This is a genomic window from Suilimivivens aceti (genome assembly GCF_025567405.1).
GTDB classification, from domain to species: domain Bacteria; phylum Bacillota; class Clostridia; order Lachnospirales; family Lachnospiraceae; genus Suilimivivens; species Suilimivivens aceti.
In genome coordinates, this window is record NZ_JAOQKJ010000001.1 from 1 (window position 1) to 19993 (window position 19993).

The 19993-nt window shown below is 46.7% G+C and carries 17 protein-coding genes; 6 read left to right on the top strand and 11 right to left on the bottom strand.

Features of this window, described 5'->3' with window-relative positions; all coding sequences use genetic code 11:
* Positions 1-72 precede the first annotated feature (72 nt).
* Together OCV77_RS00005 and OCV77_RS00010 are read right to left on the bottom strand one after the other, a co-directional pair.
* Positions 73-1398: an ATP-binding protein gene (locus OCV77_RS00005; RefSeq protein WP_262572174.1), complete on the bottom strand. Its 1326-nt coding sequence runs from the start codon at positions 1396-1398 to the stop codon at positions 73-75.
* A gap of 2 nt (positions 1399-1400) precedes the next feature.
* Entirely contained in the window at positions 1401-2171 is a 771-nt protein-coding gene (locus OCV77_RS00010) for a LytR/AlgR family response regulator transcription factor (protein ID WP_317246606.1), read from the bottom strand.
* Positions 2172-2327: 156 nt separating this feature from the next.
* Here OCV77_RS00010 and OCV77_RS00015 point away from each other — a divergent pair, with 156 nt between their 5' ends.
* Complete coding sequence (locus OCV77_RS00015) at positions 2328-3656, top strand: MATE family efflux transporter (protein ID WP_262572176.1); 1329 nt, start codon at positions 2328-2330, stop codon at positions 3654-3656.
* Between the two features lie 9 nt (positions 3657-3665).
* On the opposite strand, the gene OCV77_RS00020 is transcribed toward OCV77_RS00015, so the two are convergent.
* From OCV77_RS00020 to OCV77_RS00030, 3 genes are read right to left on the bottom strand one after another with little or no spacing between them, the layout of a single operon-like run.
* On the bottom strand, positions 3666-4664 hold the full coding sequence (locus OCV77_RS00020; RefSeq protein ID WP_262572177.1) for a CPBP family intramembrane glutamic endopeptidase: 999 nt from the start codon (positions 4662-4664) through the stop codon (positions 3666-3668).
* On the bottom strand, positions 4657-5169 hold the full coding sequence (locus OCV77_RS00025) for a DUF6773 family protein (RefSeq protein ID WP_262572178.1): 513 nt from the start codon (positions 5167-5169) through the stop codon (positions 4657-4659). Before OCV77_RS00025 ends, OCV77_RS00020 begins: the two co-directional genes overlap by 8 nt.
* A 5-nt stretch (positions 5170-5174) precedes the next feature.
* Entirely contained in the window at positions 5175-5384 is a 210-nt protein-coding gene (locus OCV77_RS00030) for a helix-turn-helix transcriptional regulator (protein WP_118798403.1), read from the bottom strand.
* Between the two features lie 208 nt (positions 5385-5592).
* Here OCV77_RS00030 and OCV77_RS00035 point away from each other — a divergent pair, with 208 nt between their 5' ends.
* On the top strand, positions 5593-6348 hold the full coding sequence (locus tag OCV77_RS00035; RefSeq protein ID WP_262572181.1) for an exodeoxyribonuclease III: 756 nt from the start codon (positions 5593-5595) through the stop codon (positions 6346-6348).
* Positions 6349-6350: 2 nt separating this feature from the next.
* Here the strand turns inward: OCV77_RS00035 and rsmH are convergent, their stop codons facing one another.
* Together rsmH and OCV77_RS00045 are read right to left on the bottom strand one after the other, a co-directional pair.
* Positions 6351-7418 (bottom strand): 16S rRNA (cytosine(1402)-N(4))-methyltransferase RsmH, encoded by a 1068-nt coding sequence (gene rsmH, locus OCV77_RS00040; protein ID WP_262572182.1) that lies wholly within the window; start codon positions 7416-7418, stop codon positions 6351-6353.
* Positions 7419-7433: 15 nt separating this feature from the next.
* Complete coding sequence (locus OCV77_RS00045; RefSeq protein ID WP_262572184.1) at positions 7434-9848, bottom strand: Tex family protein; 2415 nt, start codon at positions 9846-9848, stop codon at positions 7434-7436.
* Between the two features lie 194 nt (positions 9849-10042).
* On the opposite strand from OCV77_RS00045, the gene OCV77_RS00050 reads away from it, so the two are divergent.
* The 3 genes from OCV77_RS00050 to OCV77_RS00060 all read left to right on the top strand — a co-directional run bounded on the left by OCV77_RS00050 (position 10043) and on the right by OCV77_RS00060 (position 11845).
* Positions 10043-10480 carry a hypothetical protein gene (locus OCV77_RS00050; protein WP_262572186.1) on the top strand — a complete coding sequence of 146 codons (438 nt, stop codon included), beginning with the start codon at positions 10043-10045 and terminating at the stop codon, positions 10478-10480.
* A 91-nt stretch (positions 10481-10571) separates the two neighbouring features.
* Entirely contained in the window at positions 10572-11111 is a 540-nt protein-coding gene (locus OCV77_RS00055) for a hypothetical protein (protein WP_262572187.1), read from the top strand.
* A 17-nt stretch (positions 11112-11128) separates the two neighbouring features.
* On the top strand, positions 11129-11845 hold the full coding sequence (locus OCV77_RS00060; protein WP_262572189.1) for a DUF975 family protein: 717 nt from the start codon (positions 11129-11131) through the stop codon (positions 11843-11845).
* A 59-nt stretch (positions 11846-11904) separates the two neighbouring features.
* Here OCV77_RS00060 and prfB read toward each other — a convergent pair.
* A protein-coding gene (prfB, locus tag OCV77_RS00065; protein ID WP_262572191.1) for a peptide chain release factor 2 occupies positions 11905-13027 on the bottom strand; the annotation gives its coding sequence in 2 pieces (ribosomal slippage) (positions 11905-12951 and positions 12953-13027; 1122 coding nt in all).
* A 47-nt stretch (positions 13028-13074) separates the two neighbouring features.
* Positions 13075-15642 (bottom strand): preprotein translocase subunit SecA, encoded by a 2568-nt coding sequence (secA, locus tag OCV77_RS00070; RefSeq protein WP_262572735.1) that lies wholly within the window; start codon positions 15640-15642, stop codon positions 13075-13077.
* Between the two features lie 468 nt (positions 15643-16110).
* On the opposite strand from secA, the gene OCV77_RS00075 reads away from it, so the two are divergent.
* Positions 16111-17211, top strand: coding sequence for a PD-(D/E)XK nuclease family transposase (locus tag OCV77_RS00075; protein WP_262572194.1), 1101 nt, complete (start codon positions 16111-16113; stop codon positions 17209-17211).
* Positions 17212-17341: 130 nt separating this feature from the next.
* On the opposite strand, the gene OCV77_RS00080 is transcribed toward OCV77_RS00075, so the two are convergent.
* Both OCV77_RS00080 and OCV77_RS00085 read right to left on the bottom strand, forming a co-directional pair.
* The gene (locus OCV77_RS00080) at positions 17342-18730 is read right to left on the bottom strand and encodes a TrpB-like pyridoxal phosphate-dependent enzyme (protein ID WP_262572198.1); all 1389 of its coding nucleotides are present in this window, start codon (positions 18728-18730) and stop codon (positions 17342-17344) included.
* A gap of 105 nt (positions 18731-18835) precedes the next feature.
* Positions 18836-19891 (bottom strand): threonine aldolase family protein, encoded by a 1056-nt coding sequence (locus OCV77_RS00085; protein WP_262572201.1) that lies wholly within the window; start codon positions 19889-19891, stop codon positions 18836-18838.
* Between the last annotated feature and the right edge of the window lie 102 nt (positions 19892-19993).

The window sequence follows — 19993 nt, forward strand, 5'->3', positions numbered from 1 at the left end:
GCATTTGTATCGTCACTTTCACTGCTGTAATTTATTCTGTTTGTAATCAACTTTCCCCCTCACACGGGAATTTCAAAAAACTATTGAGGTTGGTATCAGGATCCGCATGGAAAAGAAGTGATCCTTTACTCCAAACTGTATGGTTCCTCCATACTTTTTCACTGTATAGCTGATACTTTTAATTCCAAATCCATGATTGGCAGCATCCTGCTTTGTTGTTACTGGAAAGCCATTCTTTATCTTTACCTCCCCGTTACAATAATTACGGACCTCTGCATAAATAAACTGTTTCCGCAAAGACACCTCCATGTGAATAATCCTTTTTTCCGGATCCGGAACCTGGATCACATGCTCAATGGCATTGTCCAGCGCATTACCAAAAATCGTACAGATATCCGTCACATGCATGAACTTCAGAAGCTCTCCATCTGCCACACAGGTAAAAGTGATCTGATGACTGTGGATCAGCGGCATCTTTCCATCTAACACCCCATCCAGTACCTGATTGCCGGTCTGCCGCTCCGGCTGGTATGCTGAAAGCTCTCCTTCCATCTGGTCGATCCACTGTGACCGTTTCTCCGGATCCTGTTCTGCCCGAAGTCCCGCAATCTGATGCTTCAGGTCGTGGTATTTCATATTGATCAGGTCGGTAACCTCCTGATAATTCCGGTAGCTGTCATACTGGGCGGTCAGCATGCTCTGGATCTTTGACAGTTCCTTTTCCGCGCTCACCTCATAACGAAGACTCTGATAGGCATAAAGGATCGCCAGTCCTCCAAAGTCCACCAGCGTCCTTATCGTGAAAATATCGGATGCAATGGTTCCGCTGAAAGGGGTATTGCGGTACACAAAGCTTAAGTTGCTGAGCATAAAAGCACTGAGTACGATCAGCAGGGTACTGCTAAGCTCCCTGACACTGATCTCCAGTTCTACCTCATCCCGTTTCATCCTGGATTCTATGATAAAGAGCACCAGTGCCACTGCGCCATAAACAAAAATTAGCGCCAGTACATTGAAAATCCCTCTCTCTTCCCTGCCACTGTGCACAAAGTATTCCAGCTGCCACTCCAGGGAGGCCATAAATTCCGCCGCCAGAAATGCTTTCATACAGCAGTAAGCCACCATTTTCCAGGTAATATCCATGATCAGCCAGAGAAATAGAAGCATGATTAAAATGGCGATTACCATACAAGGGATCCAGAGAAGTGTCGGAACCTCTCCCGTAAGCATCAGCCAGCCTGTCAGCAGCAGAAGCACTGCAGCCGCAATCCCTGTAAAAACAACCGGTTTTACTTTTCTTCTGTAGAAAAAGCAGAACAGCATACAGCACAGCCATTCTGCGATCGCCGTATAATATCTTGGTATATCCTGATAGGCACCTGTCAGTATTTCTTCCATGATTAATGTTCTCCCATATATTCTGCCAGTGCTGCCATGAAATCATTTTTTCTTGCCCGGCTGATCAGAAGCGCCTCTCCCAGGATCATACAGCAGCCATCCCTGACGCCGTCCACATATTCCAGATTCACAAGATACCCTTTATTGCTGCGGAAAAACCCAAGCGGCACAAACCTTTCCTCCGCATCCTGCATTCTGGCTCTCTCCTTCAGGTCTCCGTTTTCTGTATGATAGATCAGATTGTGGCCTTCGCTTTCGATATAATAAATAGAAGTGGCATCCAGCCTTACGACTCCCTCCTGTGTATTCACCTTCACCGGCCAGCCAGTCTTCTGTGGGATCCTGCTGATCGCACGCTCTAACTTTCTTGCAAAGGAAAAATAGGTCACTGGCTTCAGCACATAGTCCATGGCATCCACCTCGTAGCCACGGATCGCATAGTTTGTCATGTTGGTGATAAACATGATCACAACCTTAGTATCAAGCTTCCGTATTTCCTCTGCTGCTGTCATGCCATCCATAAACTGCATCTGGATATCCATCAGGATGATGTCATATTCTCCGGTATACTTTTCCACGATCTCATCCCCGTCTGTGAAGCGGATCACCCTAAACCGTCTGCCGGATTCCTGCTGATATTTCTCAATATATTCAGTAAGCTGCTTTGCGTAAGTTTCTTCATCTTCTACAATGGCAATGGTGATCATATCCTGACACCCTCCTGTCTGATTTTCGTACGCATCATTATAGCAGAACTTCTCCTTACTTTCCACCTTTCTTGACAGTCCCGGGAACATATGTTATAGTAAGCCGCATAAAACCCTGCGGGGTGTGGATTTTTCAAGAGTGATCTTCTTTTCGCCACACAGTAGCCTATACTGTATGGCTTTTTTTGTGGAAAAAATTGGAAATTACAGGAGTGAAAGAAAATGGATCAGAATTTTATGAAAGAAAAGAAAATATTGCCGCTTGTGATCTCCATGGCGCTGCCCATGGTACTCTCCATGGCGGTCAATTCCCTGTACAACATCGTGGACAGCTACTTTGTAGCCAGAATCAGTGAAAATGCCATGACAGCCCTTTCTCTGGTATATCCCGTCCAAAACCTGATGACAGCCATTGCGGTGGGCTTTGGTATCGGTATGAATGCAAGGATCGCCTTCTGTCTTGGTGCACAGGATCAGAAGCAGGCCGATCAGGCTGCTGCAACCGGTATGGTACTCAGCATTATCCACGGCCTTATATTAATGGTCATCTGTCTTCTTGGCATGCCAAAATTCCTGTCTCTGTTTACTGACAATGAAGAGATCCTTTCCATGGGGCTGACCTATGCGAACCGCGCCTTCCTGTTCTCCGTCATCATCATGCTTGGCATTTCTCTGGAAAAGGTATTTCAGGCTGTTGGACGCATGAAGGTATCCATGATCAGTATGATGTGCGGCTTTATCGCCAATATTATACTGGATCCGCTGATGATCTTCGGGATCGGTCCTTTCCCCCAAATGGGAATGGCAGGTGCTGCCTATGCTACCGGAATCGGCCAGTTCATCACACTGCTTGTTTATGTTGTGTTCTGCATTTTCCGGCCACTGCCGGTTTCCTTTGCAAGGGAAAATATTGTATGGAACAGAGCACTGCTGCAAAAGCTATATGCCGTTGGTATCCCGGCTTCCCTGAATATGGCCCTGCCGTCCCTCCTGATCTCTTCCCTGAACGGCATCCTGTCTGCTTTCTCTGGAACCTATGTCCTGGTGCTCGGCGCCTATTACAAGCTGCAGACCTTTATTTACCTGTCTGCTAACGGTATCATCCAGGGCATCCGTCCACTGATCAGCTTTAATTACGGTGCCGGGGAAAAGAAACGGATTCAGCAGATTTTTGGTACCACCCTTGCCCTGACAGCAGGTGTCATGGCTGTTGGTACCCTGCTTTCCTTCCTGATCCCCGGTCAGATGATCGGCCTTTTCACGGAAAATCAGGAAACTATCCAGATCGGTATCAAAGCCCTTCATATCATCAGCCTTGGCTTTATCGTATCAGCGGTGTCAGTCACCTGCTGCGGCGCGCTGGAGGCTCTTGGCAAGGGAATGGCTTCTCTGCTCATTTCCCTGTCAAGATATGCTGTGATCATCATTCCGGCTGCTTTCCTGTTCAGCCGCCTGTACGGAGCCGAAGGTGTATTTGCCGCCTTCCCCGCAACTGAGCTGCTGACTGCTGTCTTTGCATGGATTGTCTATAAAAGAAATCAAAGGTGCTGAAAAAATAGCTTATTTTTCCTCTTTATACTCTTTTGTAAAGAGGAATGGCAGATACACAATCCCGTTTACAATAAGAACCATCAGAAGATCCTTCCAGCTGTAAATGCGGCCTCCAAAGTCTGCACTGCCCGTCAGTACGGCGATCACGTTGTTATTGATGTAATGAAGCACTACTGCAGTCCAGATATTCCCGGTTCTGCTATAGGCAAAGCCAAAGAATACAGAATAGCAGATACAGGCAATGATCTGGATCAGGATGCTCTGCAGCCACGTATCCGGACTGTAATAAAACAGATTGATCGGCAGATGCCACAGTCCCCAGATCACACCAAGCAGAAGGACACCGCCCTTTAATCCGAACCGTTTCTGCAGAACGGGCTGCAGGAAATAACGCCAGCCATACTCTTCTCCGAAAAAGATGATATAACTCAGGAAGTAATTGATCACAAGCACCGGAAGCATGATGTAAAGAGACGGGTCTGCAAAAAGAGAACCGAATTCCCTGATCTGCCCCTCCAGAAGATAACTGAGCAGCAGTCTTACCACATAAAGCAGCAGAAACAGCAGCATGATCAGGAAGGAAGCCTTCACCTGATGTCCTCTAAAATTCAACCCTGCCGCTTCTTTTATTTCCCTCTTTTCCAGAAGGAGAAGGACAAGCGCAGCTACACCTCCAACGATAAACACGTAGTTCTGGATCACATACCAGCCTTCCCCTACGCCTATCACATTGCCAAGCGGAATAATTATGCTGAGTACAGCGCAGATCACGGTAAGTGCCAGCACCACAAAATATGTCACAAAAAACTTCATCGGCAGCTTCTGCTCTTTTTCTCTTGCTGCAAGCAGCACTGCCATAACTCCCGCTGCCGGATACAGCATCTGTGCCGCCGGAAAGCTGCTGATATCCCTTCCAAGGAAATAACCGATCCCCATCAGTACTCCCATTACCAGTGTCAGACCGAAATTAACACCAAAGAACAGTTTCACCTGTTTATTCTCATTCATCCTCGTCATCTCCCAGCATTTCATTTTCTATTTTCTGCTCCCTGAGCTTTGTCACCTTTCCCACGATCAGAAAAGCCACAAAACAGAGCACAAAAATGATGCCTCCATCACACGCCCCTGCGATCAGTCCGACCATCACTTTGTCAGACACCTTTTCCACATAAGGGTTCTGCGCCGCCGTGCAGACACCAAACAGGATCCCCCCAAGGACAGCGCCTGTCAGACTGTACAGCAGATATGCCTTCACACCCGGCACTTTCCTGTGCTGGAAATTCCAGACACCCTTCCACATACAGCCAACCACCACGCAGATAGACGCTATCATAAATGTGATCCATTCCCCCTGGATCTGCTCAAAGGGCATCCCTTTGATATTTCTCTGATAAATAATACTGATCAGCAAAAGCCAGTAGGTGATCCAGAAGCACGTATGCTCTACTCTGTATATTTCCTGCTGCTGTCTTTCATCAGCCTGCTTCGCAAATAATTTCTTCCAAAGTTTCATTTCACTTACTCCTCTCTCTCCTCATCTTCCCAGAAAAGTCCATCCAGCGTTCTGTCAAGTGCCCTGCAGATCGCAATACAGAGTTGCAGGGACGGATTAAATTTCCCTGCCTCAATCATTCCGATCGTCTGCCTGGTCACTCCTACCTTCTCTGCAAGCTGCTCCTGGGACAGATCCTTTTCAATCCTCGCAATTTTCATCCGTTTATTCTTCATATCATTATCTCTCTCCTCTTCCGGATGTTGTAATCTGACGTTACAAACCGAACAGGCAATTTTTTCTGTATCCGTCATAGATATAGTAATATTTCTTTTTCTTTTTGTCAACTATATTTTACATTTTGTAAACTACCATCCTGTTCCCATTGACCACCAGCCTGTTTTTGTGCATAATTTCATTATCATGCTGTGAGGTGACATTATTATGAAATTTATTTCCTGGAACGTAAATGGTCTTCGTGCCTGTGTGCAGAAAGGCTTTCTTGATTATTTTCACTCTGTGGATGCGGATTTTTTCTGCATTCAGGAATCAAAGCTGCAGGAGGGGCAGATTGCTCTTGACCTCCCCGGCTACCATCAGTACTGGAATTATGCAGAGAAAAAAGGCTACTCCGGTACAGCCATTTTTGCAAAGAAGGAGCCCTTTTCTGTCTCTTATGGGATCGGCATCGATGAGCATGACAAGGAAGGCCGTGTGATCACACTGGAATATGACAACTTCTATCTGGTGACCTGCTATACACCTAATTCCCAGAATGAGCTGGCAAGACTTCCCTACCGTATGACATGGGAGGATGATTTCCTCGCCTATTTAAAATCTCTGGATGTGAAAAAGCCTGTGATCCTCTGCGGTGACCTGAATGTGGCCCATGAAGAGATTGACTTAAAGAACCCCAAAAGCAACCGCCAGAATGCTGGCTTTTCAGATGAGGAACGGGCGAAAATGACAACCCTTTTGCAGGCCGGCTTCACTGATACCTTCCGTTATTTTTATCCTGCTGCCGAGGGGATCTACTCCTGGTGGTCTTATCGTTTCAAAGCACGTGAAAAGAATGCCGGATGGCGTATTGACTACTTTATTACCTCAGAGCGCCTTGCTCCGCAATTAAAAAAGGCAGCCATCCATACCGAGGTTTTCGGTTCGGATCACTGCCCTGTTGAGCTGGATATTGATTTATAAACTCATTCTTCTGCCAGGACCGCCCAGCGCATCTTGGTGGATTTCGCCCTTGGGTTCTTTGCGCATTCCTCGCTGGAAGGCCGGATCACATCTTCAGCGACCTCGCTGTAGATCCCTGCTTTCTTCCCTTCCTTGAAGGCACGCTTCACCAGCCTGTCTTCCCCGGAATGGAAGGTCAGGATAGCGATCCTTCCACCAGGTGCCATACAGGAAGGGAGCTTTGTCAGAAAGGCTTCCAGTACTTCAAACTCACTGTTTACATCTATACGGAGTGCCTGAAACACACGGGCACAGGATTTCTTCACTGCTTCCTTCCGTTCCTTTTCAGGCAGAAAAGCAAGTGTTTCCCCGATCAGCTCTGCCAGCTTTGTGGTGGTATCTATCTTTTGCCCTTTGCGGTTTCTTCCGGCGATAGCCCTTGCGATTTCTGCCGCATAGGGTTCGTCAGAATTGTCGATCAGCATTCCCTCGATCTCTTCCCGGTTCATTTTCCGTAAGCGTTCTGATGCAGGCTCACCGTTCTGTGGGTTCAGCCGGAGATCTAAGGGTCCTTCCTGTTTATAGGAAAATCCCCTCTCCGGATTATCGATCTGCATGGAGGATACACCAAGATCTGCCAGCAGGAAATCAAAGGAACCGTACTGCTCTGCCACCCTGTCAACATTAGCAAAGTTCTCGGAAATGGGAGTAAAGATCTCTTCTGAAAATCCTGCCTCCCTGAGCCTTTTTGTGGTCTTCACGATCTCGATCGGATCTACATCCAGTGCATACAGGTGTCCCCTTCCCTGCAGTGCCTCCAGCATCTTCCGGCTGTGTCCGCCATATCCAAGGGTAGCATCCAGTCCTTTCATACCCGGTTTTATCTGCAGGAAGGTAAGGATCTCCTGTACACAGATGGAAATGTGCATTCCCGCCGGTGTACTGCCCTTTCTGATCACCCTTTCTATCGTATCCTGATATTTCTCCGGATTGAGTTCCTTATATTTTTCACTGAATTTTCTGGGATGTGTCCCACTGTAACGCACTCTTCTCTTATGAGGCTTCTCATCCTTCTGCTCTTCTGTCCCCAATCCGTCACCTGCTTTCTATTTCTGATTGATCTTCATGGTCAGGGAGATCCTCTTCTTCGGTACATCCACGGAAAGTACCTGTACCTCTACAATATCCCCGACACTCACTGCCTCCAGTGGATGTTTGATATATTTATCTGTGATCTGGGAAATATGCACCAGACCATCCTGATGAACACCGATATCCACAAACACACCAAAGTCAATGACATTCCGCACAGTCCCCTTCAGGATCATGCCAGGCTTTAAATCCTTCATATCAAGGACATCACTGCGAAGGATCGGCAGCGGCATATTTTCTCTGGGATCTCTTGCCGGCTTTTCCAGCTCCTTTAAGATATCTGTCAGAGTGATCTCACCAATGCCAAGCTCCTCTGCCAGCTTCTTCTTATCCGTGATCTTCTTTTCCAGTGTTCCAACGTTGCTTCCCGCTGCATTTCCAGAAGCTGCTGCAATGTTTCCATTGTTTCTGTTTTTCTCATGGTTCTTGAAAGATCTGCTGCCCTGATCTTCAGCTTCCAATGTCATACCGCCCATGGCTGCAGCAAGCGCCATTCCCATGGCCGTTCCTGTATTACGGATCACAACCTTCTGCTTCTTCTGTCTGCTGCCAGCTCCGGCTCCTGCATTTCCACTGCTGTTTCCTGCCCTGCTGCCTGTGCTCTTCTGTGCAGCGGCTTCCTTCTGAAGTTTCCGTACATCATCCATGGTCAGATGCAGTCTGTCGAGAAGCTGCATGGCTGCCCCATAGCTTTCCGGATGGACACTGGTCGCATCAAGCGGATTGTCCCCGTCTGTGATCCTCATAAATCCGGCGCACTGCTCATAGGCCTTGGGACCGAGCTTTGCCACCTTTAAAAGCTGCTTTCTATCTGTAAAGCGGCCATTCTGTTCCCTGTACTCCACGATATTTTTTGCAATAGCTTTGGAAATACCGGAAATATATTCAAGCAGTGAAGCAGAAGCAGTATTTAAATCTACGCCTACCTTATTTACGCAGTCTTCTACTACACCACTCAATGCTTCTCCAAGCTTCTTCTGGTTCATGTCATGCTGATACTGTCCGACACCGATAGATTTAGGATCTATCTTGACAAGCTCTGCCAGCGGATCCTGCAATCTCCTTGCGATAGAAGCTGCGCTTCTCTGTCCCACATCAAAGTTCGGGAATTCTTCAGTAGCCAGCTTACTTGCAGAATAAACAGATGCGCCCGCTTCATTCACGATCACATACTGAACAGGAGTATCCAGCTCCCTTATCAGTTCCACGATCACCTGCTCTGATTCTCTGGAGGCAGTTCCATTTCCCACACTGATCAGGGATACATGATATTTGCTGATCAGACGCTTTAACTCCTTCTTTGCCTCCTCTACCTTATTCTGTGGTGCTGTAGGATAAATGACCTTCGTATCCAGTACCTTTCCGGTAGGATCTACAACAGCCAGCTTACAGCCGGTACGGAATGCCGGATCCCAGCCAAGTACCACCTTTCCTGCGATCGGAGGCTGCATCAGCAGCTGCTCCAGATTTTTGCCAAATACAGAAATGGCACCGTCCTCTGCCTTTTCTGTGAGATCATTCCGGATCTCTCTTTCAATTGCCGGTGCGATCAGTCTGTCATAAGCATCCTCGATCACTTCCTGCAGTACAGGTGTGGTATAGGGATTCTCTGCTGTCACGATCTTCTTATTCAGATACTGAAGGATCCGTTCTGTCGGCGCATTGACCTTTACAGTCAGAATCTTCTCATTTTCTCCACGGTTCAGTGCCAGGATACGGTGACCTGCTGCCTTCTTCAGTGGTTCCTCATAGTCATAGTACATTTCATAGACGCTTTCTGCCTTCTCATCCTTGGCACTGCTGCTGATAGAGCCTTCCTCCATAGTGATATTTCGGATATAAATACGGTAATCTGCCTCATCGGAAATACTCTCTGCAATAATATCCCTGGCACCCTGCAGTGCTTCCCTGACATCTGTAACACCCTTATCAGCATCCACATATTTTTCTGCTTCTGTTTCCAGCGGCTTATCTGTATTCTGCTCAAGGATAAACTCTGCAAGCGGCTGCAGCCCCTTTTCCTTTGCCACGCTGGCTCTTGTTTTTCTCTTTGGTCTATAGGGTCTGTACAGATCTTCCACCACCACGAGAGTCTCCGCCGCCAGGATCTTGGCCTTCAGCTCCTCAGTAAGCTGTCCCTGCTCCTCAATACTGCCAAGCACCTGCTCCTTCTTCTCCTCCAGATTACGGAGATAGTTCAATCTCTCATATAAGTCACGAAGCTGCTCATCATTCAGTGAACCGGTAGCTTCCTTCCGGTATCTGGAGATAAAGGGAATCGTGTTCCCCTCATCAATCAGCTTGACTGCCGCTTCTACCTGCCACTTTTCTACCTTGAGTTCTTCTTTGATCTTTTTGATGATATCCATATGTTTTTCCTTTTCCTGACTGCAAATTTGTTCTTTCAATCCGGAGCTCTTTCTCCCCGCATGCGAAAGTCCTCACTTCTATCATCATACAAAAAGCCGGTTCTTTTTTCAAGAACCTGTTCTCCTTGTTTTCTTTTCCAACTGGCGCTATAATAGAATCACTAAACTATTAAGAGATAAAAGTGAGATTTTCTATGGATTTCAATTTTCAGAGCAATGATCCAAACAGATATAACGGAGTCGATTATTCCTGCCGCAATCCAGGCATGGCCATGGCAACTGCCTCCCTGCTCCTTGGGCTGGCATCCTTTTTCACGATCATGACAGTGATCCTGCCTTTTATCTGCGGTGGTCTTGCGATCCTTTTTGCCCTGCTTTCCAAAGGCTATGGCAAAAAGCTGCTGACCCAGGCGAAGATTGGCATCATCTGCGGTATCGGCAGTCTCGTTATGACCGTTGGCATTCTGATCTCCTCTATAGCCCTTCTGCTGCAGAATCCAGATCTTCTGATCGGTATCGGCCAGCAGTATGACGAACTGATCGAAGATACCTACGGGGAATCCACAGAAGATATTTATGGTACCTCCTTCGAGGATATGATGAAGGAATATACCGTTCTGTTCCAGCAGTAAATACAGCTTTTCCATTGCTCTTGCCCCTTCCGGCAGGTACATGGAGCATAACAGATTTTTAACAGGAATATGACAGAAAGGAGACATTTCCATGATGGGTATTGGTGCAGTCGGCAGTTACGAATATGGATATGGATACGGATATGGTGTGGATATTTCACCATTTGGCTCTGCAGCGGCAGGCGGCACAGCCAGCGCAGACGATGAAAAATCTGGCGGTATTATCGTCAACCCCGGTGAATCCACGAAAGTAAGTCCGGGACGCAGATCTTCTCCGGCAGAATGTGAAACCTGTAAGAACCGGAAGTATCAGGATGGCTCTGATGAGATGGTCTCCTTTAAATCCGCTTCCCATATTTCACCGCAGGCTTCGGCTTCCCGTGTCCGTGCCCACGAGCAGGAGCATGTCAGCAATGCCTATAAGAAAGCTGCACAGGGAAACGGCAAGGTTCTCTCCGCTACTGTATCCCTCCGGACTGCCATCTGCCCCGAATGCGGCAGAAGCTACACAGCAGGCAGCACAACCTCAACTAAAATAAGCTACAGCGATGAATCCAATCCCTATCAGCAGAATAAGAAGTCTGCAGATGCAGCAGCACTGATCGGGCAGAATCTGGATGTAGCGGTATAAACAGGAGTTTTATTTTTATGAAAAATTATCTATCCTCTACCAGCCTGAAATCACAGGCTAAAGGACAGTTACTTGGCAAATACGGCACCCTTGCCGGAACCTATGCTATCCATGCACTCTGCGTTTCTGCACTGAGCGGCATCACTTCCCTTTTTCTGAATCCGGGATCTGTCATCGAATATATCATTTATTTTGCTGTTTCTTTCCTGATCAGCATTTTCAGTGGCCTGTTCTCTTATGGGGAAACTTATATTTACCTGAAAACATCCTGCGGACAGCAGCCTGTCCTCAGTGATCTCTTCTATGGTTTTAAACAGACTCCCGACAGGATCATCCGGGTAGCGGTTGTTTTTTCCCTGATCAGCTATCTCCTGAATTTACCCGTTTTCCTGCTCTCTCTGCTTCCGCAGGAAACACTGTTAAATGGATATGGCATGCTTCTGTTTTCCCTGCTGACAGTAGTCTGTGCTGTCATCGGTATGCTTCTGATGCTTACCTATTCCCAGAGCTACTATCTGCTCCTTGATTTTCCGGACTGCAGCGCCAGGGAAGCGCTCAGGAAAAGCCGTGATATGATGAAAGGCAGCAAGGGACGCCTGTTCTATATTGATCTGACCTTTGTCCCGCTGATGCTGCTGTGTGTACTGACCTGTGGGATCGGTCTCTTATGGCTGATGCCTTATATGCAGGCTACCAAAGCCAATTTTTATCTTGATCTTGTAAAGCAGAACTGATTTTGATCACTTTAAGCAGAAATCTGCTGGCAGAAATTCTCTTTCTGCCAGCAGATTTTTTATCCTTCGGTATTTGGTTTTACATTGATCCACTTCAGATAGGCATTGATAAACAGATCGATTCCCCCATCCAGAACAGCATCCACATTTCCGGTTTCTGCCTCTGTCCGGTGATCCTTTACCATAGTATAAGGCTGCAATACATAGGAACGGATCTGGTTTCCCCAGCCAATCTCCTTCACTTCGCCTCTGATATCAGAAAGCTTCTCTGCATTGGCTTCCTTCTGCAGCATATACAGCTTGGCCTTCAGCATCTGCATCGCCTTGTCCTTATTCTGGAACTGGGAACGCTCATTCTGACACTGTACTACGATTCCGGTAGGAATGTGGGTAATACGGATAGCCGATGATGTCTTGTTAATATGCTGTCCACCGGCTCCGCTGCTTCGATAGGTATCAATCCGGAGGTCATCCTCGTTGATCTCCACATCCAGATTCTCCTCAATATCCGGCATAACATCCAGTGATACAAAGGAGGTCTGTCGTTTTCCCTGTGCATTGAACGGGGAAATACGCACCAGTCTGTGTACTCCCTTCTCTGACTTCAGATAGCCATAGGCATTGATTCCATTTACCTGGAAGGTAACGGACTTGATCCCGGCCTCTTCACCGTCAAGGTAATCCAGTACTTCTACACTGAAGCCTTTCTTTTCCGCCCATCTGGTATACATACGATAAAGCATGCCGCACCAGTCACAGCTTTCTGTACCACCGGCACCAGCATTCAGCTTAAGGATCGCATTGTAGCTGTCATATTCATCAGAAAGCAGGGTACTGATCCGGATATCCTCAAAGGTCTTTATGAACTCATCCAGCTCATTTCGGATATCAGCTGCCAGCTCCTGATCTTCCTCTTCATTGCCCATTTCAATCAGGGTCATGATGTCTTCATACTGATCTCTTAAATGATCCATGGTTTCCACAAGATCCTTTAAGTTTTTCAGCTCTTTCATCTTGGTATTAGATACTTCCGGGTTGTCCCAGAAGCCGGGCGCTTCCATCTCACGCTCCAGTTCTTCGATCTTCTTTGACTTATTAGCTAAGTCAAAGTGAATCCCTCACTTCCGCTAAAGGGGTCTCATATGCCTGAAGTTCTGTCTTCATCTGGTCTAATTCTACCACTTAACGTTCACCTCTTTCTTATTTTGAATTCTTTATCACAAGCCTGATCAGGCTTTGCGTCCACAGCACTGCTTGTATTTCTTACCACTTCCGCAGGGGCAGGGGTCGTTGGGATAAATCTTGGCATTTTCTCTCTTTACAGGTGCCTCGCCAAGAGAATCATCCTTATTGGTACCGGTCACCTTGGCTACCTCTTCCCTCTCTACCTTCTGCTCTACACGTACATGGAACAGGACACGGACAGTCTCTTCCTTAATATTCTGGGTCATCTCATCAAACATGTCATAACCGCTTCTCTTGTACTCTACAAGCGGGTCTCTCTGTCCATATGCCTGCAGACCGATTCCCTGGCGGAGCTGTTCCATATCATCAATATGATCCATCCATTTCCGGTCGATCACCTTAAGCAGGATCACACGCTCCAGCTCTCTGATGGCCTCCGGCTCCGGGAACTCTGCTTCCTTTGCCTCATAAAGCCTGACAGCCTCTTCCTTCAGCTGCTGCTTCAGCGCATTCTTCTTCGGTGTATGGATCCTTCCACGGTTCACCGGCTTTAACGGAATGGTCGGAAGAAGCAGGGTGTTGAGTTCTTCCAGATTCCACTCATCGAAGTCTGTATCATCTCCGATAGAAATATCTACCGCATTTTCTGCAATATCAGTGATCATCTTGTAGATTGCATCACGCATGCTTTCTCCATCCAGTACACGACGTCTTTCTTCATAGATGATCTCTCTCTGCTCATTCATAACCTGGTCATATTCAAGCAGATTCTTTCTGATGCCAAAGTTATTACTTTCGATCTTCTTCTGGGCAGATTCAATGGCATTGGTCAGTGCCTTATGCTCGATTTCCTGTCCTTCCGGAATCCCCAGTGTATTAAACATATTGATCAGACGTTCAGATCCGAACAATCTCATCAGGTCATCTTCCAGTGAAATATAAAATTTGGATTCTCCGGGATCGCCCTGACGACCGGAACGTCCACGGAGCTGATTATCAATACGTCTGGATTCATGACGCTCTGTACCGATGATCTTCAGACCACCAGCGGCTCTTGCTGCATCATCAAGCTTGATATCCGTACCACGTCCTGCCATGTTGGTAGCAATCGTAACTGCTCCGTGTACACCGGCATCTGCTACAATCTCTGCTTCCAGTTCATGGAACTTTGCGTTCAGCACCTTATGCTGGATACCCTGCTTGGAAAGCAGACGGCTCAGTTCTTCAGATGCATCGATATTGATGGTACCAACCAGTACAGGCTGACCCTTTTCATGAGCCTCCTTGACAGCCTCCACAATAGCATGGAGTTTTTCTTTCTTTGTCTTATAAACAGCATCCTGCTGATCGATTCTGGCGATTGGCCTGTTGGTCGGAATCTCTACAACGTCCATGCCATAAATATCACGGAACTCCTTCTCTTCTGTCAGGGCAGTACCGGTCATACCTGCCTTCTTATGGAACTTGTTAAAGAAGTTCTGGAAGGTAATGGTCGCCAGTGTCTTGCTTTCTCTCTTGACCTTTACATGCTCCTTGGCTTCAATCGCCTGATGGAGACCGTCAGAATAACGACGCCCCGGCATGATACGACCGGTAAATTCATCAACGATCAGTACCTGATCATCCTTGACCACGTAGTCCTGGTCACGGAACATCAGGTTGTTGGCACGCAGTGCCAGATTGATATTATGCTGGATCTCTATATTTTCCGGATCAGCCAGGTTCTCGATCTGGAAGAAACGCTCTACCTTGGCAACACCCTGGGCTGTCAGGTTCACGATCTTGTCCTTTTCATTGACAATAAAGTCGCCCGTCTCTTCTCTTTCAATGCCCATGATGGCATCCATCTTGGACAGGTCTTCCATATCTTCACCACGCTGCATCTGCCTGGCGAGGATATCACAGACCTCATAAAGCTTGGTTGACTTGCCGCTCTGTCCGGAAATGATAAGGGGTGTTCTTGCTTCATCGATCAGGACGGAGTCAACCTCATCAATGATCGCATAATTCAGTTCACGAAGAACAAGCTGTTCCTTATAAATGACCATATTATCACGCAGATAGTCAAAGCCAAGCTCATTGTTTGTCACATAAGTAATATCACAGGCATAAGCTGCTTTTCTTTCATCCTGCTTCATGCTGTTCAATACAACACCTACGCTGAGTCCAAGGAATTTATGTACCTCTCCCATCCATTCCGCATCACGCTTTGCCAGGTAGTCGTTCACAGTAACAACATGAACACCTTTTCCTTCCAGCGCGTTCAGGTAAGCAGGAAGCGTAGATACCAGTGTCTTACCTTCACCGGTCTTCATCTCGGCAATACGTCCCTGATGCAGGATAATACCACCGATCAGCTGAACACGGAAATGCTCCATATTAAGGACACGCTTCGCAGCTTCCCTGACCGTTGCATATGCCTCTGGAAGAATATCATCCAATGTTTCTCCTGCAGCAAGTCTCTTTTTAAATTCTTCTGTTTTTCCTTTTAATTCTTCATCAGAAAGAGCCTGCATGGAAGGGCGGAGATCTTCAATCGCCTGTACAATCGGCTCTATCCTCTTCAGTTCTCTTTCACTATGGGTGCCAAAAATCTTCTGCACAAAATTCATATCTGTACCATTGCCTTTCTCTCCGATCCTGTGAAAACGGTAAATCCTGCCCTCTCTCATCCTGACCGGAAAAGTTTTCCTCTCACTGAGGCAAAAAACTGCAATTTTTATTGTAACAGATTCCTTTCGTTTATTCAACTGCCACTCTGTGAAGAACTCATAAGGATTCCTGAAATTTTTATAAAATTTATACTCATAACAGGAAATTTGCCATCTTTACACTTGCTCCCTGCCATCACCTGTGTTATACTTGCTTCATTCCCACCCGTTTCCGGGATTTCAGGAAGATCATGTTGATTCTATTATTTTTATCTTATGGCACTTCGCCGAATGTTTTCAGAACAGGTCTGCATGATGTAACTATTCACTTTTGTTTTTGGATATAATAGCAACAGTTTTCAGACCACCATGGTCTCGTCTATTCTGCATGCAAAAACACACGTCTATTTCACATAAGGAGGGCTGTCTATGGCCACAAATCTACTAAAATCTTATTTTCCAATGATCCAGAGCAGAGAAGAAATTCTCCAGCGAATCTACACAAATCCAAGAATGCAGCAGCTTTTTGAAAGCTGGACTGTCCTACAGCAGAAGGAATTCCTCGATTTCTGCTCCGGTGCCAGAGGCATCAAGGTTCTGTATGACTCCTTCTTCAAGGAGGTCATGAACCCGGAGTATGACCCTGCCAGACTGGAATCCTTCCTGACCGCCCTGCTAAACCGCAAGGTCAGAATCAAAGAGGTGCTTCCCAATGATTCCACCAGACTTTCTGACGAAAGCTCCCTGCTGATCACAGACATTATCGTTGAACTTGAGGACGGCTCTCTTGCAAATATCGAAGTCCAGAAAATTGGTTACGCTTTTCCTGGAGCAAGGTGTGCCTGCTATTCCTCAGATATGCTCCTGCGCCAGTATAAACGGGTAAGACAACGCTCCATAGATTCCGTTACCGGCAGGGACACTTTCTCCTACCGCAACATCAGCAAGGTTTATCTGATTGTTCTATACGAAAAAAGCCCGGATGAATTAAAGAAATGTCCTGACCATTGGATCCACCGTTCCAAAGTATCCTTCGATTCCGGACTTTCCATGGATCTTCTGCAGGATTATATTTTTATAAGTCTTGACATTTTCCGTTCAAAAATGCACAATAAAAAGGTAACTACATTGTTGGAAGCCTGGATGATATTTCTATCTATAGATGACCCGGATGAAATTATCCGGCTTATCACCAGCTTCCCACAGTTCAAGCCAATGTATGAGACACTCTATCAGATGTGCCGGAATGTGGAGAATATTATGGGTTTCTTTTCTGAGGAATTACGGGAAATGGACAGGAATACTGTCAGATATATGATCGATGAACTGCAGAAGGAAGTGGATGTACAGAATGCCACAATTGCAGAGAACACGGCTGTTATTGCTGAAATGAATGCTACTATTGCTGAAAAAGAGTCTCTGATCGCTGAAAAAGACTCCGCCCTCGCTGAAAAGGACTCTCTTCTCTCCAAAAGCGCTGCCACTATTGCTGCTCTGCAGGCAGAATTATCCAGACTTAAAAATTTATGATCCTGTAAGAAAAATCCTGCTTGCAGGATTCTCCGCCTGCGTTGGGTCGCTTTAAGTGACATCTACCCTTTTGCCGCAGTGCGATCCAGTCCGGCAGATAATCTGCCGGACTGCTCTTTATCATTCTGATTTAAAACTCATTCCCAGGGAACTTCGGAATCCCGGCAAATCCCTTTGCCAGCTCCTCATCTGTCGGAATATAATCCACCATCTCTCCATTATTGAAGCGTTCATAAGCCATCATATCAAAGTAACCTGTTCCGGTAAGTCCAAAGAGGATTGTTTTCTCTTCTCCGGTCTCCTTGCATTTCAGTGCTTCATCGATCGCCACCTTGATCGCATGGGAGCTTTCCGGTGCAGGAAGGATGCCTTCTACTCTTGCGAACTGCTCTGCTGCCTTAAATACCGCTGTCTGCTCCACACTCATGGCTCTCATGTATCCATCATGATAAAGCTGTGACAGGATAGAGCTCATGCCATGATAGCGGAGTCCGCCTGCATGATTCGGTGCCGGGATAAAGCCGCTTCCCAGTGTGTACATTTTCGCCAGAGGACATACCTTTCCTGTATCACAGAAATCATATACAAATTTTCCTCTCGTAAGGCTTGGGCAGGAGGCCGGTTCCACTGCGACAATATCATAATCTGCCTCACCTCTTAGCATTTCACCTGCAAAAGGAGAGATCAGCCCACCAAGGTTTGATCCTCCACCAGCACATCCAATGATCATATCCGGTTTGATTCCATATTTATCCATAGCCGCCTTGGCCTCCAGACCGATCACTGTCTGGTGAAGCAGTACCTGGTTCAGTACAGATCCCAATACATAACGGTAACCCTCTTTGGAGATTGCTGCTTCTACTGCCTCAGAGATTGCACATCCAAGACTGCCTGTTGTTCCGGGGAATTCCCTCAGGATCTTTCTTCCTACCTCTGTTGTTTCTGAAGGAGAAGGTGTCACCTTCGCCCCGTAGGTTCTCATAACCTCTCTTCGGAAGGGCTTCTGTTCATAAGAGCACTTTACCATATATACATTACAGTCAAGATCCAGATAGGCACAGGCCATGGAAAGCGCTGTTCCCCACTGACCGGCTCCGGTCTCTGTAGTCACACCCTTAAGTCCCTGCTTCTTGGCATAATAAGCCTGCGCAATGGCTGAATTCAGCTTATGGCTTCCACTGGTATTATTTCCTTCGAACTTATAATAAATCTTTGCCGGTGTCTGCAGCTTTTCCTCCAGACAGTAGGCTCTGACAAGCGGTGAAGGACGGTACATTCTGTAAAACTTACGGATTTCATCCGGAATTTTAAAATAGGGAGTGGTGTCATCCAGCTCCTGTTTGCAAAGCTCATCGCAGAAGATTCCTCTCATCTCTTCAAATGTCAGGGGCTTTTGCGTGCCTGGATTTAATAATGGCGCCGGCTTATTCTTCATATCCGCCCGCACGTTATACCAGCTGTCTGGCATTTCATTTTCTTCCAAATAAATTTTGTAAGGAATGTTATTCTTATCACTCATCTTATCAGATTCTCCTTTTCCCCTCTGTTGTTTAACTCATTTTATACCAGTATACAATTTTCTGTCAATCTGTGTCAAAGGCTGATCCACTTCGATTTTTCTTTTTCAGCTTATGGAAGCCAGCCTGCATTCCTTCAGGATCTGCAATAGCTCCCTCATATCCTCTTCTCTGGTTGCCCAGCTTGTACAGAAGCGGCAGACCACATGGTTTTCATCTACTCTGGCAAAGAGATCATAGCCTGCCCCCTTTGCTGTCAGTGTATCTGCCTCCTGATCAGTCAGCACAAGAAACTGCTGATTGGTCGGGGAATCCAGATAAAAGGTATAGCCCATATCCTTCAGTTCCCTTTTCAGCATCTCTGCCATGCCGATGGCATGTGCACTGATCTTAAAATAAAGTCCGTCCGTAAATAAGGTATCAAACTGTACGCCAAGCAGTCTTCCCTTGGCCAGCATGGCACCACGCTGTTTGATCTTTGTAATAAAGTACTTCGGCTCATTCCCCTTTGGAAATACGACTGCCTCTCCGCAAAGTGCCCCAACCTTGGTACCCCCTATATAAAAGACATCGCAGAGTCTGGCAAGCTCCGGCAGGGTCAGATCGGCTGCCGCGCTCATCAGTCCGTAACCGAGCCTTGCCCCATCTACATAAAGAGGAATCTGATATTCCCTGCACACCGCATAAATATCCGTCAGTTCCTTTTTCGTATACAGGGTTCCATATTCTGTGGGATAAGACAGATATACCATTCCCGGGATCACCATATGCTCATGGGAGGGATCCTTATAAAAATTCACCAGGTAATCCTTCAGGTCAGGTGCTTTCATCTTCCCCTCATATGCAGGAAGTGACAGCACCTTATGCCCTGTGTATTCAATAGCACCCGCTTCATGCACATTCACATGACCGGTATCCGCTGCCAGCACTCCCTCACAGCTTTGCAGCATCGTAGAGATCACTACTGCATTGGTCTGTGTCCCTCCTACAGTAAAGAATACGCTTCCTTCCGGACATTCACAGGCTGCCCTGATCTTCTCAGCAGCGCTGATACAGTAAGGATCGTTCTCATATCCCGGCATCTTTTCCAGATTGGTTTCTGCAAGCCTTTGCAGGATCTTCTCATGGGCTCCCTCCAGATAATCACATGTAAATAAAAGCATTTATTCTCTTTCCTCCTGTTCTTCCGTTTATTCGTAAAAAAGAAGACACAGCTTAGACCACTGTGTCCTCTGTATTTTCCTGTTTTCCTGCTACGGAACGGA